The organism is Neobacillus sp. KR4-4 (genome assembly GCF_042136325.1).
GTDB lineage: Bacteria > Bacillota > Bacilli > Bacillales > Cytobacillaceae > Neobacillus.
This window is the reverse complement of the sequence record NZ_JBHHJU010000013.1, coordinates 108,370-129,694: the sequence shown is the minus strand read 5'-3', so window position 1 is coordinate 129,694 and position 21,325 is coordinate 108,370. Positions and strand designations below refer to the sequence as shown.

At 35.6% G+C, this 21,325-nt stretch carries 21 protein-coding genes and 1 other annotated feature; of the genes, 6 read left to right on the top strand and 15 right to left on the bottom strand.

All coding sequences use genetic code 11. The features are described 5' to 3' along the window. Positions 1 to 27 precede the first annotated feature (27 nt). Genes ACE198_RS15175 through ACE198_RS15160 form a run of 4 tightly spaced genes read right to left on the bottom strand, consistent with a single transcriptional unit; the run spans position 28 to position 2,825 of the window. The gene (locus ACE198_RS15175) at positions 28 to 933 is read right to left on the bottom strand and encodes an RluA family pseudouridine synthase (protein ID WP_375376106.1); all 906 of its coding nucleotides are present in this window, start codon (positions 931 to 933) and stop codon (positions 28 to 30) included. A gap of 18 nt (positions 934 to 951) precedes the next feature. Then, on the bottom strand, positions 952 to 1,746 hold the full coding sequence (locus ACE198_RS15170; protein WP_098572462.1) for an NAD kinase: 795 nt from the start codon (positions 1,744 to 1,746) through the stop codon (positions 952 to 954). Positions 1,747 to 1,798: 52 nt separating this feature from the next. Next, on the bottom strand, positions 1,799 to 2,437 hold the full coding sequence (yjbM, locus tag ACE198_RS15165; protein ID WP_375376105.1) for a GTP diphosphokinase: 639 nt from the start codon (positions 2,435 to 2,437) through the stop codon (positions 1,799 to 1,801). A gap of 25 nt (positions 2,438 to 2,462) precedes the next feature. Next, positions 2,463 to 2,825 carry a UPF0738 family protein gene (locus ACE198_RS15160; RefSeq protein WP_375376104.1) on the bottom strand — a complete coding sequence of 121 codons (363 nt, stop codon included), beginning with the start codon at positions 2,823 to 2,825 and terminating at the stop codon, positions 2,463 to 2,465. Positions 2,826 to 2,947: 122 nt separating this feature from the next. On the opposite strand from ACE198_RS15160, the gene ACE198_RS15155 reads away from it, so the two are divergent. From ACE198_RS15155 to ACE198_RS15145, 3 genes are all read left to right on the top strand, one after another. Beyond that, positions 2,948 to 3,544: a CYTH domain-containing protein gene (locus ACE198_RS15155; RefSeq protein WP_375376103.1), complete on the top strand. Its 597-nt coding sequence runs from the start codon at positions 2,948 to 2,950 to the stop codon at positions 3,542 to 3,544. Positions 3,545 to 3,745: 201 nt separating this feature from the next. Continuing rightward, the gene (locus ACE198_RS15150; RefSeq protein ID WP_375376102.1) at positions 3,746 to 4,156 is read left to right on the top strand and encodes a globin domain-containing protein; all 411 of its coding nucleotides are present in this window, start codon (positions 3,746 to 3,748) and stop codon (positions 4,154 to 4,156) included. Further along, positions 4,125 to 5,012, top strand: coding sequence for a ClpXP adapter SpxH family protein (locus ACE198_RS15145; protein ID WP_375376101.1), 888 nt, complete (start codon positions 4,125 to 4,127; stop codon positions 5,010 to 5,012). Before ACE198_RS15150 ends, ACE198_RS15145 begins: the two co-directional genes overlap by 32 nt. Before the next feature lie 599 nt (positions 5,013 to 5,611). Here ACE198_RS15145 and pepF read toward each other — a convergent pair. The 5 genes from pepF to spxA all read right to left on the bottom strand — a co-directional run bounded on the left by pepF (position 5,612) and on the right by spxA (position 11,839). Further along, positions 5,612 to 7,435, bottom strand: a complete 1,824-nt coding sequence (pepF, locus tag ACE198_RS15140; protein ID WP_375376100.1) for an oligoendopeptidase F — start codon at positions 7,433 to 7,435, stop codon at positions 5,612 to 5,614. 142 nt (positions 7,436 to 7,577) lie between these two features. Further along, positions 7,578 to 8,774, bottom strand: coding sequence for a competence protein CoiA (locus ACE198_RS15135; protein ID WP_375376099.1), 1,197 nt, complete (start codon positions 8,772 to 8,774; stop codon positions 7,578 to 7,580). 99 nt (positions 8,775 to 8,873) lie between these two features. Beyond that, positions 8,874 to 10,388: a cardiolipin synthase gene (gene cls / locus ACE198_RS15130; protein WP_098572725.1), complete on the bottom strand. Its 1,515-nt coding sequence runs from the start codon at positions 10,386 to 10,388 to the stop codon at positions 8,874 to 8,876. Positions 10,389 to 10,467: 79 nt separating this feature from the next. Then, positions 10,468 to 11,139, bottom strand: coding sequence for an adaptor protein MecA (gene mecA / locus ACE198_RS15125; protein ID WP_375376098.1), 672 nt, complete (start codon positions 11,137 to 11,139; stop codon positions 10,468 to 10,470). A gap of 304 nt (positions 11,140 to 11,443) precedes the next feature. Continuing rightward, positions 11,444 to 11,839, bottom strand: coding sequence for a transcriptional regulator SpxA (spxA, locus tag ACE198_RS15120; protein ID WP_026566143.1), 396 nt, complete (start codon positions 11,837 to 11,839; stop codon positions 11,444 to 11,446). Between the two features lie 562 nt (positions 11,840 to 12,401). Here spxA and ACE198_RS15115 point away from each other — a divergent pair. Then, positions 12,402 to 12,587 (top strand): hypothetical protein, encoded by a 186-nt coding sequence (locus ACE198_RS15115; RefSeq protein ID WP_026566142.1) that lies wholly within the window; start codon positions 12,402 to 12,404, stop codon positions 12,585 to 12,587. Between the two features lie 68 nt (positions 12,588 to 12,655). On the opposite strand, the gene ACE198_RS15110 is transcribed toward ACE198_RS15115, so the two are convergent. From ACE198_RS15110 to ACE198_RS15090, 5 genes are all read right to left on the bottom strand, one after another. Further along, entirely contained in the window at positions 12,656 to 13,594 is a 939-nt protein-coding gene (locus ACE198_RS15110) for an ABC transporter ATP-binding protein (RefSeq protein ID WP_251456455.1), read from the bottom strand. Then, on the bottom strand, positions 13,595 to 14,689 hold the full coding sequence (locus ACE198_RS15105) for an ABC transporter ATP-binding protein (protein ID WP_098572452.1): 1,095 nt from the start codon (positions 14,687 to 14,689) through the stop codon (positions 13,595 to 13,597). 17 nt (positions 14,690 to 14,706) lie between these two features. Then, positions 14,707 to 15,735, bottom strand: a complete 1,029-nt coding sequence (opp3C, locus tag ACE198_RS15100; RefSeq protein WP_098572451.1) for an oligopeptide ABC transporter permease — start codon at positions 15,733 to 15,735, stop codon at positions 14,707 to 14,709. After that, a complete protein-coding gene (gene opp3b / locus ACE198_RS15095) occupies positions 15,732 to 16,664 on the bottom strand; it encodes an oligopeptide ABC transporter permease (protein WP_098572450.1) in 933 nt (310 codons plus the stop codon). Before opp3b ends, opp3C begins: the two co-directional genes overlap by 4 nt. A 113-nt stretch (positions 16,665 to 16,777) precedes the next feature. Next, positions 16,778 to 18,475 carry a peptide ABC transporter substrate-binding protein gene (locus tag ACE198_RS15090; protein ID WP_251456458.1) on the bottom strand — a complete coding sequence of 566 codons (1,698 nt, stop codon included), beginning with the start codon at positions 18,473 to 18,475 and terminating at the stop codon, positions 16,778 to 16,780. A gap of 221 nt (positions 18,476 to 18,696) precedes the next feature. Between ACE198_RS15090 and ACE198_RS15085 the strand changes: the two genes are divergently transcribed. Both ACE198_RS15085 and trpS read left to right on the top strand, forming a co-directional pair. Beyond that, positions 18,697 to 19,053 carry a DUF3899 domain-containing protein gene (locus ACE198_RS15085; RefSeq protein ID WP_375376097.1) on the top strand — a complete coding sequence of 119 codons (357 nt, stop codon included), beginning with the start codon at positions 18,697 to 18,699 and terminating at the stop codon, positions 19,051 to 19,053. Between the two features lie 55 nt (positions 19,054 to 19,108). Next, positions 19,109 to 19,363: a binding site (T-box leader), on the top strand. Between the two features lie 48 nt (positions 19,364 to 19,411). Beyond that, the gene (trpS, locus tag ACE198_RS15080) at positions 19,412 to 20,404 is read left to right on the top strand and encodes a tryptophan--tRNA ligase (protein WP_251456755.1); all 993 of its coding nucleotides are present in this window, start codon (positions 19,412 to 19,414) and stop codon (positions 20,402 to 20,404) included. 57 nt (positions 20,405 to 20,461) lie between these two features. Here the strand turns inward: trpS and ACE198_RS15075 are convergent, their stop codons facing one another. Then, complete coding sequence (locus ACE198_RS15075; RefSeq protein WP_375376096.1) at positions 20,462 to 21,208, bottom strand: YjbA family protein; 747 nt, start codon at positions 21,206 to 21,208, stop codon at positions 20,462 to 20,464. Positions 21,209 to 21,325 lie beyond the last annotated feature (117 nt).

Sequence of the window (21,325 nt, the reverse complement as noted above, 5' to 3'; positions counted from 1 at the left end):
TTTCTAATACACAAAAAAGGCTGCCTCTTAATCAAGCAGGTCAGCCTCTAATAAGTTAAACATATCTTTAGGTAATGGAGCAGTAAATATCATTTCATCGTTTAAAAATGGGTGAATAAAGGATATTTTTTTACAATGTAGTGCCTGTCGATTTATTTGTGATACATCTCCTCCATATAAATCGTCTCCAAGTAAGGGATGCTTCAAAAAAGACAAATGAACTCTAATTTGATGGGTTCGCCCCGTGTCAAGCGTAAGTTCCAAATGCGTAAACCCATTATATCTCGCAAGAACCTGATAATGAGTACAAGCATATTTTCCATCCTTACGAACTTCCCTCTCAATGATACTGTCATCTTTACGGCCAATAGGAGCCTCTATCGTATCATTATCTTGTTGCATTTCCCCCTCAGCGAAAGCCTCATATGTCCGCTTAACTTGACCGCTCTGCTGCATTAAACTAAACAAATGATGTACATGACGGTGTTTAGCAATCAGGACAATTCCTGAAGTATCCCTGTCGAGCCGTGTGACAATGTGCGTAGTAGCTTGTAGACCACAACGTTGATAATAGCCAATCAGCGCATTTGCCAAACTGCCTGCAGGATGTTCCCGCGACGGAATCGTGTTCATTCCTGCTGGTTTATTCACTACCAACAAATACTCATCTTCATAAAGAATCGGTAAAGGAATATTTTCACCAGAAAGCCCCTCGCTCGGACTTTCACTGGGAAAAATCACCGTTAATTTATCTCTCCATGCTAAACGATAGCGGACGTTTACTTCTTTTCCATTTACTAGGATATTACCACCTTTGAACTTTATATCTGTTAAAGCTGTTCGAGAAATTTCTTTCTCTTTTAAAAATTCCCTAACCAATTTTCCTTCACTGCTCTCACCAATGACCCACTTCATTTGAAATTGCTGAGACATTACAACGACACCCGCCTCTTAATCTGAAATAAAAGAATCATGAACTCTTTTCCAAAAGGGAAATGGGCGGAAGCGAGCAAAGCGAATTTTTTCTTCTGGCACTCTAAATTGAATTGATTTAACATCTTTATGAAGCATTGTCAGATGGTCAATTGTTACCTGAAAATCTGATCGATTGACTGGCTTAAGCATACAATTATGGTGAGCTGGAAGAATTAGCGGCGAGCCAATCGTCCTAAAAACCTTGTTATTAATCGATGCCATCTCCGCAATTTGTAGGGCTGCTATTGATGGATGAATAATCGCCCCGCCAAGGGCCTTATTATAGGCCGTACTGCCTGAAGGGGTTGAAACACATAAGCCATCACCACGAAACCGTTCGAAATGCTGTCCACGAATCTCCACGTCCATAACTAGTGTTCCCTCGACACTTTTTACAGTTGATTCATTTAAGGCAAGATACCTTGATTCCTTTCCAGCATGAGAATAACGAATTATGACCTCTAACAGGGGGTATTCGACAACCTGATACGGTGTTTTCGCAATCGCAATCACTAGTTTCTCAATTTCATCTGGAATCCAATCCGCATAAAATCCAAGATGTCCGGTATGAATTCCAACAAAAGCAGTTTTATCTAAACGGCTGCTATAGCGATGGAATGCATAAAGAAGTGTACCGTCACCACCAATGGAAACAACTATATCAGGTTGGTCTTCATCGTATATAAGATCGAAATCAAGTAAATACGTCCTCATTTTGTGCATTAATATATTTGATTTTTGATCTCCTTTTGATGTAATCGCAAATTTCATAAATTATTGGCTCCTTATGCGAATGGCTTTTCAATCGACGATCGTATTTTGCTCAACCCTTCTCTTCTTGTTTCAATTCTTTCTTCCTTGTAAAAAAGGCCTGGGCATCTTGAATTTCACCACGAATCAATGACATTTCCTCATCTAAACGAAATGCTGCTTCAGCTGCTCTCTGCAGCCGCATTTGAATATCACTTGGAAATAGCCCTTTGTACTTATAGCTCAATGTATGTTCAATTGTCGCCCAAAAATTCATCGCGAGCGTTCGTATCTGAATTTCCGCAAGGATATTCTTTTCACCATGAATGGTTTGAACAGGGTAGCGAATAACAACATGATACGACCGATAACCACTTGTTTTTTTATGTGAAATATAATCTCGAACTTCAACGATTTCAAAATCATTACGATTTTGGAGTAAATCGACAACTGTGTGAATGTCATCAACAAATTGACACATAATGCGCATTCCCGCAATATCCTGCATTTCTTCTTCTAGTCTTTCAAGTGGTATCCCTTTTTGATTTGCCTTATCAAGGATACTTGCAATGGGTTTAACTCTTCCCGTAACGAATTCAATCGGTGAATGAGTAGCATCAAGTTCGAACTGACCTCTCATCCCCTTTAATTTTACTTTTAACTCTGAAACTGCCTGTTTATAGGGGGCTAGAAATTGGTCCCAATGCTTCATGTTTTCACCTCTAAGACAAGTTATGTTAAGAAAATACGCTTTCTACTTTTGTAACCATTTCTTTCCCATAATTACTATTACCCGAAATATTAGTTAGCACATAATTAAATTCATCCTGGAAGTTTTCTAGTTCCTTTTTCTCTTCGTTGAAAGTAACCCATACAGGTAATTTTTTTTCGTTTGCAATCTTTAAGAGCGGCCAGAATTGTTCATGTAGAACGATATATGTATAATCATCTTTATCTTCCATTAAATAAATGAAAGAAAATTGGTCAGAATCTACAAGAATCTGCTCTCCAGGAACCAATTCAAGGATGCTCTCATTTGTTTCTAACATTAGTTTCTCTTCAATTATGTATGACTTTTCGATTAAAATTCTTTTCTTCATTGTTTATACCTCCATTATTCACCACCTTATTTTAGCATAATTCACGATTTCTCCCAAGGATGATGTTGAGGTTAGAAAAGAGCTAATAAAGATGATCCCCCTTTAGAAAGGTTGATGAAAACATGACGCAAAATATTGAAATTGAATTTAAAAATATCCTAACTAAAAGTGAATATGAACGTTTGCTTAGGTTTTTCAAGGTGGATAAAAATCAAATTTTCAAACAGGAAAACCATTACTTTGATACACCAAATTTTTCTTTAAAGAGTAAAGAGACTGCACTAAGGATTCGTAAAAAAGGTTTAAACTACGAAATGACTTTAAAACAGCCAGCAACGGTCGGTCTTCTAGAGACCAATCAAACAATCAGTGAAGATGATGCACAATTGGCCATTCGTACGGGAAAACTTCCAACAGGAATCATTCAACGTCTTATAGAAGAAAGTGAGGTTCCTTATTCAACAATTGAATACTTTGGTTCATTAATAACAGAACGAGTTGAATTTGAGTATCAGCAAGGATTATTGGTATTGGACCATAGTATCTATCTAGATACAGAAGATTATGAATTGGAATACGAGGTTGAAAACTATCAGAATGGAGAGAAACTCTTTATTGAACTTCTAGAACAATTTAAGATCCCTACTCGTTTAACAGAAAATAAAATTCGCCGTTTCTATTATCGAAAATACCTGCAATCAAATGGGAATGAATCTTAATTGTATTTAAATGTAGAAATAATTTAGTTGGAGTTATTTCCAACCTCCTAATTCTTGCTTTTTCTATTAAGAATTGCTTATTTAACATACATTATAAATATGTTTAATTGACAAAATTCCATTTTTAAAGCAATTCATTTGAGATATGAAATATGCATTGATAAAATAAATCTACATACTACATTTAAGGGAGTTGGCAACATGATTGAAAGAAAGCTTTCACCATTTGAATCCATTGGTGAAGAAACATTACACCGTCTTGTGGACACTTTTTATGGCCTTGTTGCACAACATCCTGACCTAGCTCCAATATTCCCAAATCAATTTACAGAAATTGCTCGGAAACAAAAGCAATTCTTAACTCAATATTTAGGCGGTCCTTCATTGTATACTGAAGAACATGGCCATCCGATGATGCGTGCACGTCATTTGCCATTTCCAGTTACCCCTATACGTGCCAAAGCCTGGCTTTCATGCATGTCACAAGCTATGGACAAAATAGGCTTGGAGGGTCCCTTAAGAGATGAATTTTTTTCACGACTTTATCTTACAGCACAACATATGATTAATACGCCTAACGATGGCGAGACAACAGGTGAAGATAGTGAATAGTTCAAAATCTTCGGGTGCAAAGCGGCAATGCAGTGATAAAAAGCCGATTGAGATTTACATGTTTATTGATCCTTTATGTCCTGAATGTTGGGCACTAGAGCCGATTTTAAAGAAGTTGCAAATCGAATATGGACGTTATTTTTCAATTAAGCATATTTTAAGTGGACGATTAGCCGATTTAAATATAAGTAAGAAAAAGAATTTTGAGAATATCGCTCAGGTGTGGGAGAAAACTGCTAGCAGGTCAGGGATGTCATGTGATGGAAGCCTATGGTTAGAGAATCCTGTCGATTCTCCCTACACTGTTTCCATCGCTTTAAAAGCAGCAGAATTACAAGGGCGAAGGGCTGGACTTCGTTTTTTGCGGAGAATCCAAGAGGGATTATTTTTAGAGAAACTAAATGTTTCTAAACTTGAGGTGTTAAAGGATTGCGCTCGGAGCCTTGGTTTGGATGTAGAGGAATTCATGTATGATATCCATTCTGAAAGTGCAGCAAAAGCTTTCCAATGTGATCTGAAAATTACTTCAGAAATGGATGTACAAGAGATTCCTACCCTAGTATTTTTTAATGAAAATGTGGAGGATGAGGGAATTAAGATTACAGGTTCCTACCCATATGAGGTATATGTCCAAATCTTAGAAGAAATGCTTTCTGAAAAACCAATCCAATCTCCTCCGCCGCCTTTAGAAACGTTTTTGAAATTTTTTAAATTTGTAGCATCAAAAGAAATTGCTGTTGTTTATAATATGTCGATTTCACAAATTGAAAAGGAAATGAAAAAACTTCTTTTAAAGCAAGTGGTGGAACAAATTCCAGCAAAGTATGGTACATTTTGGAGATATATCGAACAATGAAGCATGCCTTTCAATGGTATGCTTTATTTTTTTAACAGCTCTGGTATACTGCCTGCTGATTTTTGCTCCAATCAACAGGGTGCCAAAATAAACAGTAAGCTCTAACCTAGCCTTTTCTATAAACAAAAATGCCTTGCAGATTTTACTGCAAGGCATTTTTCTATTATACGAACAAAGGGGATGGGAGAAATTTTTCACTGTCAAACAAAGGGGTTTGTGTTTGTTGTGATCAACTTCATGTATATAATATAGCACGCTATTCTTAAGTGCGGCAATAAGTTTGTGTTTTATTTCACATAATTGTCAAATTATCATAAATTCACGGAATGGACAATAGACATAGGAGTAAGAGTAATGAAAACTCACTTTTATGAGGGGAGCCTGTTTATATGAGAAAATTCCCTTTAATGCTTATGATTGTTTTTATTTTAATTGCCTTCTTTCTTCAAATCCTTGCTTTGTTAAAGATTTTCCCTTTATTGTTAAGTATCCCCATATTATTTGTTTCAATATTTATCTTCGTTAATTATCTTAACGATCGGAAAAAATTTAGAGGATTTTAAAAAGGGATGGCAGCCAGTTTGGCACCATCCCTTTCATTATGCTTGAGTTAATAATTGCTCTAATTCATTCAATTTTTCTTCAAAAACCTTACAAGCATTTTTTATTGGCTCTGCACTAGTCATATCAACTCCAGCTTTTTTCAAAACCTCAATCGGATAATCTGAGCTTCCTGCACTTAGGAAGTCAATATACCTTTTCACAGCAGGTTCGCCTTCTTCTAAAATTTGCTTGCTAAGGGCTGTAGCTGCACTAAAACCAGTTGCATACTGATAAACATAATAATTGTAATAAAAATGTGGAATTCTCGCCCATTCTAATCCGATTTCCTCATCTATCACAATATCTTCTTCGCCAAAATATTTTTTATTTAATGCGTAATAACTTTCAGTTAATGCCTCAGCAGTTAAGGCTTCATTATTTTGTGCTTTTTGATGGATCATATGTTCAAACTCAGCAAACATTGTTTGACGGAACACGGTCCCTCTAAATCCTTCTAGGTAATGGTTGAGTAAGTATATACGTTTTTGTTCATCATCAATTGTTTTTAATAAATAGTCGTTTAAAAGTGCTTCATTACATGTCGAAGCCACCTCGGCAACGAAAATTGAATAATTGCCGTAAGGATACGGTTGTGATTTTCGAGTATAGTAACTGTGCACGGAATGGCCAAATTCATGGGCAAGCGTAAATAAGTTATTTACATTATCCTGCCAGTTCATTAGAATATATGGATGTGTCCCATATGCTCCTGATGAATAGGCGCCGCTCCGTTTTCCTTTATTCTCATGTACATCAACCCAGCGGTTTTCAAAGCCCTCAGTTAATATTTTTGAATATTCCTCACCTAGTGGGGCTAATCCTTTAATGACTAAGTCCTTCGCTTCTTCGTATTTGATTTCCATTTTTACATCTTTAACAAGAGGTGTAAATAAATCATACATATGAAGTTCATCAAGTCCCAGTACTTTTTTTCGAAGCTTTATATATCGATGTAATAAATGAAGGTTGTCGGTTACCGTATTTACAAGGTTGTCGTACACACTTTCTGGGATATTGTTAGCAGAAAGCGCAGCATGTCTAGCTGAATCATACTTTCTTACTCGTGCATTAAAATTATCCTTCTTCACATTGCCGCTTAATGTACTTGAAAATGTATTTTTAAAATCACCATAGGTCTTGTATACAGCTTTGAAGGCATCGTGTCTTACCCGCGGGTCTTCACTTTCCAAAAAGCGAATATAGCGGCCATGAGTAATTTCTACCTCAGTACCATTTTCATCTTTAATAGATGGAAATTCAAGGTCTGCATTATTCAACATCCCGAACGTATTACTAGAAGCATCCATTACCTCGCTGGCTTCTGCTAGCAATGCTTCCTGTTCTGCCGTGAGGACATGGGGTCTTTGCAGATTAATTTCAGCTAGTGCATGCTCATAGAGCTTTAATTCTGATTTTTCACTTAAGAAACTAGTTACTTGGTTCTCATCTAAAGAAAGAATTTCAGGGACAATAAAAGCTAATTGGCTGGCAGCTTGAGAATACATATTTTTCATTCTGTCATCCAGGCCTTGATAAAAAGAGTTTGTTGTATCCTGGTCATAGCGCATATGCGAATATGTATACAGCTTTCCAATTCGTTCTAACAATTTATCTTGAAATTGAAGCGCCTTATATAGCGTCTCTGCACTTTCACCTAATTTCCCTTCAAATTCTTTAATTCCCGGGATTTGGCTTTTTACTTCTTGAAATTCCTTTTCCCATTCCTGATCATTCGAAAAAATATCTTCTAATTTCCATGTATCTTGTTCAGGGATCTCACTTCTTGCAGGCAGTGATTTTATTGCTGTTTCATTTGCCATCCTTCATCCTCCATTCTATATTTACCTGTGATAGGAAGTATCATTACATAGTATTCTCCTTATCTTTCCAATCTCCTTTTAGCAATTCACAGAAAGGAAACTATTTACACCTTTTATAGTATGCCCTTCTGTTAGTTTTCATTTATCTATTCGATAGGAAACGCTGATATTTTTGAAAAAATAAAACCTTCGCTTCTTCTTTTTCGCGATTTGTCCTAGGAATAAATATTTTCTGTTTCAATTGAAATGTGCTTGCTCCCATTTTCGAAATAATACCTAATTGCTCTAACAATAAAAGGTAATCAAGTATCACATATAACGATTTCCCTGTTTTAACCTGTGGTAAATTTCTTAAGACAATTTCTTTTCTACGAATCCTTTTATTGAAATGGAAGGATACTTCCTGCAGGGTTATTAAATCACCAATATTTTTGTTGTCAATACAATCAATAAATAAGTAGGTTTGCCATATAATCGGTGAAGTTTGAATGACTAACGAATGAGGGATTGGAAGGCCAATTTCAGGTGGTAGTAGGAAGAGATTAAGGTTTCTTTTATAAATTTCATGGAGAAATGAATGATGCTGTTTACTAGGATGTAAGGTCCAATTAAGAAGAAATTTTTCAATTTGCTTGTTCCAACTAGAAAAATCTATTTGTTTGTTGATCTTTGGTTCTAATAATTCATTCATGTTCATTTTTCGTATTGGATAAAAAGTATGATGAGCAAAGGCATTTTTTATCGAGTAAGGGGAAACGGATCCAATAAAATGAAATTGCTGTTTTTCAGGGCAATAGGAAGGTATATAAAACATTCCTGCAGTAGACGTTCTTAAAAATAGGTATTGAAAGTTGGACAAAGTAACCATATTATTTCTTTTCGTATGGATTTGGCTGCTAGATATAATCCATATGGGATGATATCCGTTTTGAAGATATGAATTGGTCCTTTTGATAAGTGTACTTTCTGGAATCGTTGAACATTGATACTCTAATGCAAATTTCTCTCCATTAAACTTGAACATTATGTCAGGTCTCTGCTGAATCTCTTTATCATAGTACTCTAATATTGAAGGGATCTTTTGTTTCACCAGCCACTGATACAGTTGACGTTTGCCCTCCATGTGATAAATGGATTCATTCTCATAAAAATCATGACAAACTCCGCCTTGCTTATGGGCAAAATGAAATATGCGCTGATCGCCTAATTTGAGCAAAACGCTTTCCCCACAAATAGGGCAAAAAAATTCTTCCTTACTGCGAAGTTCTAAAAGAAAATCTTTTTTGTAATCAAGGCCAAGACAGATACATTCACCCATTTTTGTTTGAGCCGTTAACAATTATTCCACTCCTCCTTTCTCTATCTAAATTCGTCAAAATTCGATAAAAACCTTTTAAAGCATAAAAAAAAACTCGCCAATTGACGAGTTTTTTATAGTTTAGAGTAACGGCGAAAGTAGTCTCGCCGTCGATTCCAGTACCTTAAAACCAAGATGTCTGCCATCAAAGGTTTCTTTATCCAATTGTTTGGAAAATTCAAGGTCATTTAAATATTCCTCAACGAGCTGTTGTGTGCTATTTGTACGGAATAAGAAAGCATTTACCTCGAAATTTAAATGAAAACTCCTCATATCCATATTGGATGTACCAATCGAGGCCAATTCATAATCAACAATGACAATCTTACTGTGCATAAACCCCCGCTCATATTCATAAACTTTAACTCCTGCGTCCAAAAGTTCTGGAAAGTAAGACCTTGAAGCATGAAAGACAATCCGTTTATCCGGTTTATTTGGTACAAGAAGTCGTACATCAATGCCACTAAGTGCAGCTACTTTTATGGCTGAAAAAATGTCTTCATCAGGAATAAAATAAGGGGAGGCAATCCAAACTGATTTCTCTGCACTTGCAATCATGGAGAAAAAAATATTCTTAATCACACTCCACTCATTATCCGGTCCTCCAGCAATGAGCTGTACCCCGCCATGACTTTCATGATCAATTTGAGGTGATAGGTATTCGGCCGTTAAGAAACTGTGATTGGTCATATAATACCAGTCTTGTAAAAAAATTAACTGCAGCGTTCTTACTGCCTCTCCTCGAAGCATTAGATGAGTATCACGCCAGAACCCTATCTGTTTATTTCTCCCCAGATATTCATCTCCAATATTTAGCCCGCCTACAAAGCCGATATTTCCATCAATGATGATCATTTTACGGTGATTACGGAAATTAAATTTATTATTTAAAAACGGGAGTTTTACAGGTCCAAACGTGACCATTTCAATCCCCTCATTTTTGAGTTCACTAATATAAGATTTTGAAAGCTGCCAAGAACCCACTGCGTCATATAAAAAACGTACCTTAACACCTTGATGGGCTTTCTCAATCAGTAGATTTTTAATTTCCTGCCCAATATGATCGTGACGAACAATATAATATTCCAGATGGATATGATGTCTAGCCTTTTTTAATTGCTCAATAATATGCTGAAAGGTTTCCTCACCGTTTGTTAATATTTTTGTAGCAGTGTCAAAGGAGATTGGGCTATTCCCTAGTTTTTGAGCCAAGTTAAATAATTTCCCTTGATGTTCACCCATTAAACTAAGTTTTTCATCATTTCTCGGATCTTCTTCCCCTTCGACAGTCAAAAAAGCTTGCTTATCTAGGAAATATTTTTTTCTAAACATCTTTTCCTTACGATAGTTTCTTCCAAAGAGGAGGTAAAAAATAAAACCAACCAACGGAAAGCTGCCTAATACGACTAACCATGTAATCGTTTGTGTTGGATGGCGGCGGTTTTCAAGGAAAATTACAAAGCCTATGAATATGACCGACAGTGTAACAAGTACACTCAGGATTCCAAATATTCCACTAGCTAAACGATCCTTAAAGAAAAACCAAAGTATGGATAATACCAACAAAAATAGAATAACCCTTACCGTGTTTTTCAGTGTCCTCACCTGCCAGAATTTATTTCCAAAATAATTAATGCTAAAAATACCGATTTCAAAATTGAAATCGGTTCATTAGTTAGCGGAAATGTTTTCGTAATTCAACAAAAACATTATCAGAAATTATCTCTTTCCCATACTCTTGAATTCGATGTATCGTAAGTTGTGTCTCAAAACCGTATTCAAGCAAAATACTTAATATATCATCAATTTCATCTTCTTCAAATAAGTCTTCAGGAAATTCTGTAAATAGATAATATTTCCCCTCAAAATGATAAAGCCTTGTGACTAAGTCATCTAAACCTGCCCGATTAGATAAACTAATGACATCCTCAAAATCTCTAAAACCGATAAGGAATTCTAAGGTTTCTTCCTCATGCAATATATCTTCCTCATCTGTATGATTAGGATTGAAATGATGATCCAGAATCTCATCAATGTGTTCATCAACTGGAAGGTCTTTTAGTTTGTCATTTGGAATGGGTAATTCAAACTTTTGACCATCCTTTGAAAGTTGTGCTTTAGTAACCAGGATTTCTAAACCTTTATCAAGTGCTTGAACTTGGATCCATAGAGGGCCTTCAATAACAAACTCTTCTTCATCATGAACTTCATCCATCATTTCCCAAAAGAGTTCTTCACTTCGTTCCCGATTGTACCAGATTTCCTCACGGTCAAAGCCTCGTTCTTCTATATCACCATATGAAATGTAAAATTTTACTGTATTTTCATTAATGCGTTCAATCTCCATCTAAACCTCTCCCTTCCGTTTGCCAGATTGAAGGGACTAAATACCCCCAAGCAGATACTGCCTTAGCATTTACTTATATCTAAAAGAATTATCAAAGGGCTAAAAGTAAATACTCGTGTACTTTATTTTATGATAAAAGTACTAATAAGGGAAATAAAAAAGGCTAAAATCTAAAAACCGTGATAATGCCTAAAATTAGCAGTACGATATTCTTTTTATTGTAGCAAAGTCACACTGAAACTACAAATAATAACCTATAATTTTTAAATACAAAAAAAGACCTCCTATATGAAGGCCTATTTATTTAATTAACCATTCGCTGTGCTTCGCGCAGCTGGAACGTTCTGACTCTTCTTGGAAGGAACCGTCTGATTTCATCCTCATTATACCCAACCTGTAATCGCTTTTCATCAATGATGATCGGGCGTCGTAATAGCCCTGGATTTTCTTTGATTAACCCAAATAAATCTTGTAACGGCATGGCATCCAGGTTAACGTCTAATTTTTGAAATGTCTTTGATCTAGTAGAAATAATTTCATCGGTACCATCTTCGGTCATTCGAAGAATCTCTTTAATCTCTTCCATGGTTAATGGTTCTGAGAAAATATTTCTCTCTGTGTATGGAATTTCATGTTCTTCTAACCACGATTTTGCTTTTCTACATGATGTACAACTTGGTGAAGTGTATAGTGTTACCATTCGATCTTCACACTCCTCTTTTAATTGAGACTATTATTTAATATCCATTATATTGAATCAAACGATTTGGTTATAATCAGGTAATACCAATTTCAATAATAATTATAAATAAGTAATTTATATCATTGATTATACACCACTGTTTCTTAAAAGGGTATCCCTTTTTCCAAAAAATATTGTTAGAGCAAAACATTCAAAAATTTCGATTATACTATATTAGACGAATAATTCACCTAAAAGTTTCATATTTTTTAATTAATTTATCTGTATTTTTGCACTCATAATTATTCATCTGTTATAATGTTCGCCTACAATAATTGATAAAACGAGGGTCTTCATGAAATAAATTACTTATAAGATTGAGTTACCCTACTTTCAAGAGAATTAAACCTTAAATCTATTCTCAATTATAAAATCGAAATGAAAACGCATTCATTTGATTATTGAAAACTTGTCGATGTAATTTAATTTCCTCTTTAAATCAACGGTAAGTTCTTTTACAATAAAGTAGGGGATATTAAATTTGCACCACAAATATCTAATTAATGGAGGGGTTATTACCATGGGCTCATACATATTGGATTTAACGATTGTTGCTTTATTAATTGTAGGAATCACAGCCTTAATGGGTGTTATTACGAACAGTTTTGGTGAGAAGGTATTCGGTGGTAAAAATCGAAGTGAATTTGTTGATGAAAGTGCCAAATACCAGACTGGATGGAAAACAGTTGGGGGAAATCGGAAATAAGAACCCTTAAATATTGCCATTAACAGGTAAAAAAAAACGATCTCAAAAGCGAGATCGTTTTTTTATGATTATCTAGATTGTGCTTGGTATTGTTTGAATTCTTTCTCAGAACATAATACAAAGTGACCAGGTGTAACTTCTCTAAATTCCACTGGTTCATTAGGATCGTAATTATGACTTGCCGGGTCATACGATTTCCGTTTACGAGTCCGTTCACTGATTGGATCTGGTGATGGAATTGCTGATAAAAGTGATTGTGTATAAGGATGAAGTGGGTTTTTATAGAGATCATCCGCAGATGCAAGCTCGACCATTTTACCAAAATACATAACACCGATCCGATCACTAATGTATTTAACCATTGAAAGATCATGAGCAATAAACAGATAGGTCAAGCTCTTCTCTTTTTGCAGTTTTCTCATCAGGTTTACAACCTGAGCTTGGATAGAAACATCCAGTGCTGAAATCGGTTCATCAGCAATTATAAATTCAGGTTGAACAGCAAGGGCACGTGCAATTCCTATCCGTTGACGCTGACCACCACTAAACTCATGTGGATAACGGTTTGCATGCTCTCTATTCAAGCCCACGGTTTCTAGGAGCTCATATACTTGCTCCATCCTGTCTTCCTTAGACTTTGCTAAACCATGAATATCAATTCCCTCGGCAATAACATCTGCTATTTTTAATCTAGGATTTAAAGATGCATAAGGGTCTTGAAAGATCATTTGCATTTTTCGGTTGAATTCTTTTAATTGTTTCTTTGATTTTTTCCCATGAACATTTACTCCATCGTATAAAACTTCTCCACCAGTAGCATCATACAAACGGATAATTGTACGTCCTGTTGTGGATTTACCACAGCCTGACTCACCAACAAGGCCCATTACTTCACCTTTATAAATATCAAAGGATACATTATCAACAGCTTTTACTTCATTTGTTTTACCTTCATTAAAATATTGCTTGAGATTTTTGATCTCAAGTAATTTTTCATTTACAGCCATTTATTTCCCCTCCTTATTTTCAGGGAATGAAGCTTGACCAGCATTTCCAACTTTGACTAAATCAGCATTACCAGAAAATTGATTTTGCCGTCTTAGAACAGCAGCTGGCGGTTCGACTTTTGGTGCATCTGGATGCAGCAGCCATGTTGCAGCATAATGCGTATCCGACACTTTGAAGAACGGTGGTTCTTGCTCTAAATCTATCTTCATTACAAATGGATTACGTGGGGCAAACGCATCCCCTTTTGGTGGATCTAATAAATCTGGTGGTGTTCCCGGAATAGAGAATAGTTCATCATCTTGGGTATCCATATCAGGCATCGAACTAATTAATCCCCATGTATACGGATGCTTTGGATTATAGAAAATCTCATCAGCAGTCCCAATTTCAACGATTTTTCCTCCGTACATAACAGCAACACGGTCAGCTACATTTGCCACCACACCGAGATCGTGTGTAATAAAAATAATTGATGTATCAATTTTCTTTTGCAAATCTTTCATTAATTCAAGAATTTGTGCTTGAATGGTTACGTCAAGTGCAGTTGTAGGTTCATCCGCAATGAGTACTTTCGGGTTACATGCCAAAGCAATAGCGATAACAACCCTTTGTCTCATACCACCAGAGAACTGATGCGGATATTGATCCACACGTAACTCCGCCTTAGGAATACCAACTAGCTTTAATAATTCAATTGCTCTTTCCTTTGCTGCGTGTCTGCTCATGTTTTGGTGCTTAATAAGTGGTTCCATAATCTGGTTGCCAATTTTCATAGTTGGATTTAAAGATGTCATCGGATCCTGAAAAATCATTGATATATCTTTTCCACGGATTTTTTGCATGTCTTTATCTTTTAATTTTGTTAAATCCTTACCACCAAATAAAATCTGTCCGCCTTTAATCTCTGAATTGTGCTCAGGAAGTAAACGCATGATTGATTTCGTGGTTACAGATTTACCTGAACCAGATTCACCTACAATAGCTAAGGTTTCACCATTATATAAATCAAAACTTACGCCACGGATAGCTTTAACTTCTCCTGAAAAAGTATGAAACGATATATTTAAGTCTTTAACTTCTAAAATTTTCTCCATTTACATCCACCTGCCTTCTAATCACGCATTTTTGGATCCAATGCATCACGTAATCCGTCTGCAACAAGGTTGAAGCATACCATGATTAACGCAATCATAATGGAAGGAATAATCATTTGATAAGGAAAAGCAATCATAGATTTAAATCCTGCATTTACTAATGTTCCAAGAGATGCATGAGGTTCCTGTAATCCTAACCCGATAAAACTTAAAAATGCTTCGAAGAAAATGGCATTCGGGATAGAAAACATCGTATTAATAATAATTACTCCAAACATATTTGGAATCATGTGTTTAAAAATGATAGACGAATTTGATGCACCTAAGGTTTTTGCTGCAAGTACAAATTCCTGACCTTTAAATTTTAATACTTGCGCACGTACCACACGAGCCATACTAGTCCATCCTGTAATGGTTAAGGCAATAATAATTGGGATAATACCTGGTTTTAACACGAGTATCATCAATACAACAACAATCAGGTTCGGAATACCCACAATAACCTCGATAATCCTCTGCATTACACTATCTATTCGTCCACCTAGATAACCCGATATGGCTCCATATGCAACCCCAATAGCCATATCGATTAACGCAGCCATAAAAGCGATAAATAACGATACTTGTGTACCTTTCCAAACACGTGCAAATTGATCTCGGCCTAAATTATCCGTACCGAACCAATAATAGGCATCCACTTTACGAACTTCATACGCGTTATAAACAGTACCATCTCTTCTTGACAATGTTCCATCAAAAGGAAGCCAGTGAACATCTTCTAAACCTTGAATTCGCGGTGGTAAATTATTATGTTTTGTGTTTTGCGTATCGTAAGAATATGGCGTAATCATTGGACCAACAAAGGCCATTAATATCATTATAACTAGAATGACCATGCTGACTACAGCACCTTTATTTTTCCTGACTCTTAGCCATGAATCTTGCCAGAAATTCAAACTTGGTTTGGCAATCTTTTCACTTTTTGATGGATCAATATGGACAGGAGCAAACATATCCTTTGAAATTGTTATGTCTTTGTTGCTCATTTAGTTTTCCCCCCCGATACACGAATACGTGGGTCGATGATTCCATAAAGAATATCAACAATTAAGATTACTACGATAAATAGGACCGCAAATAAAATGTTAGTACCCATAATAACGGGGTAATCATTCATATTAATAGATTTAACGAACTGCTCACCAATTCCTGGGATTCCAAAAATTTGCTCAATAACAAGTGAGCCAGTCATTAAACTAACAGCTAATGGCCCTAAAACAGTAACTACAGGTATTAACGCATTTCTTAAAGCATGCTTAAAGCTAATCTGCCAGCGGCTCGCACCTTTAGCTCTCGCCAAAGTTATATAATCAGACCCTAATACTTCAACCATTTCAGTACGCATAAAACGCGCTGCAATCGAGATTGGAAACATCGCTAGTGCAATAGTAGGAAGAATTGTATATTCAGGTCCTTTCCATAACATTACTGGAAGCCAGCCTAACTTTACCGAAATATAATACTGCATTAATCCAGCAAAAATAAATGATGGGATTGATTTACCAACTACTGCGATAAAAGTAGAACCGTAATCTATCCAAGTGTTTTGCTTTAGAGCAGCAATTACACCTAATAAAATACCTAAAATTGAGCCTACAACCATTGCTTGAAAACCTAATTGTGCAGAAGGTCCAAGGCGATTAGCAATAAGTTCTGTCACAGGGGTATTATCAAATTGGAAGGAAACTCCTAAATCCCCTTTTACCAAGTTCATCATATAGTTAAAATATTGAACAGGCAGGGGGTCGTTCAAGCCATATTTATCCAGCAAAATATTTCGCTGAACTTCAGATAGCTTTTCGAAGTTATTAAAAGGACTACCTGGAATTAGCTTCATGAGGAAAAAGGTAAGCGATGTTACAATAAAAAGTGTAATAATCATATAGCCAACACGTTTTAGTATATATTTGACCATGCCTACACCTCCTAATTATTTTGAATTTTCGACATCTTACGACAATTCTAACACAGGTAAAAAGAGAGTATATTGGTAAATATACTCTCTTTTTATTTGATTAGTTATAGTTACTATTTTGTGATTTTAATCCACTGGTAACTATAGTCAGGACCAAATGCATGGTGAGCAAAACCTTGAACCTTAGGATTGATTAATAGGTTCACTGAACGTTGGTATAATGGTGCGATAGCCGCATCATCTTCTAACAAGATTTTTTCTGCATCTTGAAGAGCTTTCCAACGATCTTGTGGCTTAGCTACAAGTTCTTCACTAGCTGATTTGATTAACTTATCAAATTCAGGATTGCTATAGCTCATGTGGTTTTGTCCGCCGTTAGTTACCCATAGATCCATATAAGTCATTGGGTCAGCGTAGTCAGGTCCCCAACCACCCATTAATAAATCATAATCTTCAGCATCTTCACGAGCGATACGAATTTTGAAAGGAACTGCTTCGATTGTAATTTTTAATCCTGGTAAGTTTTTCTCTAACTGATCTTTAACGAATGCATCAGTTACTTTTGAAGTTTCAGTATCTTGACCTACATAAGTAAACTTAACTTCTTTAAGTCCTGTTTCTTTAAGACCTTGTTCCCAAAGCTTTTTAGCTTCTTCTTTGTTAGTGCTTAAGTAAGTTCCTGTAGTTTCACGGAAGTCTTTATTATTTGTGTCAAAAGAGAATCCTTTTGGAACTAAGAAATCAGCAGGGATGGATCCGTTTGCTAATACATCTTCAGTTAAAGCTTTTTTGTCCACAGTTAAAGCAATTGCTTTACGGATATTAACATTCTTTAATGCTGGGTTCTTTTCGTTCATTTTTAACCACCAGATTGATGGTTCTTGATAGCGAAGTAAATCTTTTTGTCCTTCAAATTGTGAAAGAATTGCCGCTTGTGCAAGTTTTGGTGTGATATCAGCTTCACCAGCAGTATACGCGTTTGCAGATGCTTGTGGATCTTTAGAAACGTTAAAGTTAATTTTCTCTAAAGTAACGTCCTTTGCATTTACATAATCAGCATTCTTTTCTAATACCCACTCAGTTCCTGTTGGACCATCCCATTTAGTCATTTTAAACGGACCATTGTAAAGTAGGTGTGTTGCATCTTTCGCATAGTTATCGCCTTCCGCTTCAACAAACTTTTTGTTTTGTGGGAAGAACAATGGGAAAGTTAAGTAAGATTCGATGTATGGAAGTGGTCTTACTAATGTAATTTCCAAAGTATAATCATCTACTGCTTTAATACCTAAATCATCAAGTTTTGCTTTTCCAGCAACAATTTCAGATGCATTTTTGATTTTGCCTTCCATGAAGTATGCACCGTATGGAGCAGCAACTTTAGGATCAATTGCACGTTGCCATGCAAATACAAAGTCATGTGCAGTTACAGGGTCACCATTTGACCATTTTGTATCTTGTTTTAATTTAATTGTGATAACAGATTTATCATCATTATAAGTTGGTGCTGCTTCAGCAACGCCAGGAATAACTTTTTGGTCTGGATCTAAACGATATAAACCTTCGTTTGTAGCATTTAACATTGTGAAGCTCAATACGTCTTGAGACATTACGCTGTCCATTGAAGGAATTTCTGCAGACTCAAGAACATTTAGAACTTGCTCATCTGCTAATTGGGTTTCTTCAGTGCCGGCTTTATTATCGCCTTCATTTTTGGACGTACCTTCATTCTTGTTTCCGCCCGAACATGCTGCAAGGAACATGCTGAGAACTAGTGATAGTACTAATAGTAGTGAAAGTTTTGATTTCTTCACTAGTAGACCTCCCTTTTCTATTATTCTGAAAAATTACTACATTCTCTATTATACATATTTTCTTGAAATTGTACATTATTTTTTTGAAGTTTATTTACATTTCAGAAACATTCTTTACGTTATCATTACATTTTCCTATGTTATAATTTAGACTTATACGGATTTTTAATATAATATACTTAAGTAAACCCCTATTAAATCAATCTTTTGGAGGTTATTTAGTGAATTATCAACTTAAAAAAAAACTCCTAATTATAGCATTCATACAACTAGTGATTATTTTTATTTCTTTTATTAATAATCACAAAGTGTCCTTGTTAAGCTATATCAATATATCTTTTTATTTTTCAGCAGGACTCTTGCTTACTTCCTTGCTTGTTTATACTATCCATTCAGGCTTTTATGACGTCATTTCAAAATCTTTCAGTTTTGCGTTTCAAAGAGGTCATAATAAAAGACGATTTGATGAAATACCTCCTTTATCAGAACTTGTTACATTCAACCAAAAGCCCTTAGCTTTTTACGGGCTTATTAATGGACTGTTTATGATTATTGCCCTTGTCATATATTATTTTTAACTGACTTGAAAATAATTATTCGTTTCATTATAATAAGTACAATTGTATAGTTGCTTAAAAGGCGATGATAAAGAGTAGTACGTATTTACATTCGGATCAGAGAGTTTGTGGGTGGTGGAAACAAACACGAATAAATACGGAATGGACTTTGGAGCCTCTATCTGAACAAATTATTTCTATGTTATATATAAGTAGGATTAGACGTAACCTTGCGTTAAAAGGTGGCTAAATTGTCTTCGAGATGGTTTTAGCAATGAGTGACTCTTTTTTGAGTAATTTAGGGTGGTACCGCGAACCATTCGTCCCTATTCGTTTTAGGGGATGAATGGTTTTTTTATATATTTTTTAGGAGGAAATGATTATGAAAACGATTTTTTCTGGTATTCAGCCAAGTGGAACGATAACACTCGGTAACTATATTGGAGCGTTGAAACAATTTGTAGAAATGCAAAACGAATACAATTGCTTTTTTTGTATCGTAGACCAGCATGCCATTACCGTTCCGCAGGACCCAGGAATTCTGCGGAAAAATATCCGAAGTTTAGCTGCATTGTATCTAGCAGTTGGAATTGATCCAAACAAAGCCACATTGTTTGTTCAGTCAGAGGTTCCTGCTCATGCTCAAGCGGGATGGTTGATGCAGTGTGTAGCCTATATCGGAGAATTAGAAAGAATGACTCAATTCAAAGATAAATCCACAGGGAAAGAGGCAGTACAGGCAAGTTTATTAACTTACCCTCCTCTTATGGCAGCCGATATTCTTCTATATAATACGGATTTAGTTCCTGTTGGCGAAGATCAGAAGCAGCATATGGAATTAACTCGTGACTTAGCAGAACGTTTTAATAAAAAATACAGAGACATTTTAACTATTCCTGAAATAAGTATTCCTAAGGTTGGTGCAAGAATTATGTCTCTGCAAGAACCAACGAAAAAAATGAGCAAATCCGATCCAAACCAAAAAGCTAATATCACACCTTTAGATGATCCAAAGCAAATGGTGAAAAAAATCAAGAGTGCTGTGACAGATTCTGAAGGGATTGTTAAATTCGATAAAGAAAACAAACCTGGCATATCAAACCTATTATCAATTTACTCTATCTTGGGTGGAAAAACTATTTCTGAAATTGAAGGAATGTACGAAGGGAAAGGCTACGGTGATTTTAAAAGTGACCTAGCCGATGTCGTTGTCAACTTCTTTACACCAATACAAGAAAGATACTATGAATTACTTGATTCACCCGAACTTGACCGTATATTAGATGAAGGTGCAGAAAAAGCAAACTTAGTGGCTAATAAGACATTAAAGAAAATGGAAAACGCTATGGGGTTAGGCCGTAAGAAGAGGTAGAATTTAAAAAAGCCTGAATCCCAACAGATATGTGTAGCTATCTGTTGGGTCAGGCTTTTAATTTACTTTTGGACCGTGTTCCATTTCCCAAAGTTTTTCAAAAAACGGCTGTCCTTTTATTAGATTTTCACAAAATGTTTCATGCCTCTTCGACCATCCATACTTTGTTTCCTCAAATAACTGTTCCCATGCGGCTTCAAAATTTAAAGCTTGAATCGTTGAATAATTTTCCGGACACCATTCAGTGTACCAATACCTAACTTCTGCCTCATTACTCGATGAGAGTAATTGGTCAAGTGCCATAAATAATAGTTGTTTTAATTGACGCTCTTTTCTTGTTAAACCTCTCATTAATTCCGGCTCAGGTGAGAGAATGTGATAGTCTTTTGATTTTGGCTGCTCATAAAAGTGGTATTTATTAGCCTCATGTTGACTTATCATTTCGTAAACTAACTGCTCTTGTCTTGGAATTAATCGGCTTTTACGGATTGGAATATTATAGCCAATGGTATCAATGGCTAATATACCAATTCCATCTGTAACTACAAAACAATAGTCAAGTTGAACTCTTTCATGATTCTTCCTCAAATACGCTTTCTGAAAGATATCATCTAAGAGCTGTTGAGGTAATTCTGACAAATCATTTTCAATGTAATTAAACATAATCGGTTCAACTTTCATCAATGGTACTTGGTCTAATAACTCCACACCATCATCCTTACGCCATTCATGGAAATGGCATACATTGTAACCGTTTTCTTCCCCTTCAAACCAATTCACCCATACATCATGAAGATACAACATTGTACAACCCCTCACTTCAAGAAACTGTTTGTAAATCAGTATGGGCAGACCTTAGTTAAATTATTCCTTTATATATATTTTGCTCCAATTACATTTATGAACTGCAATCAACAATGA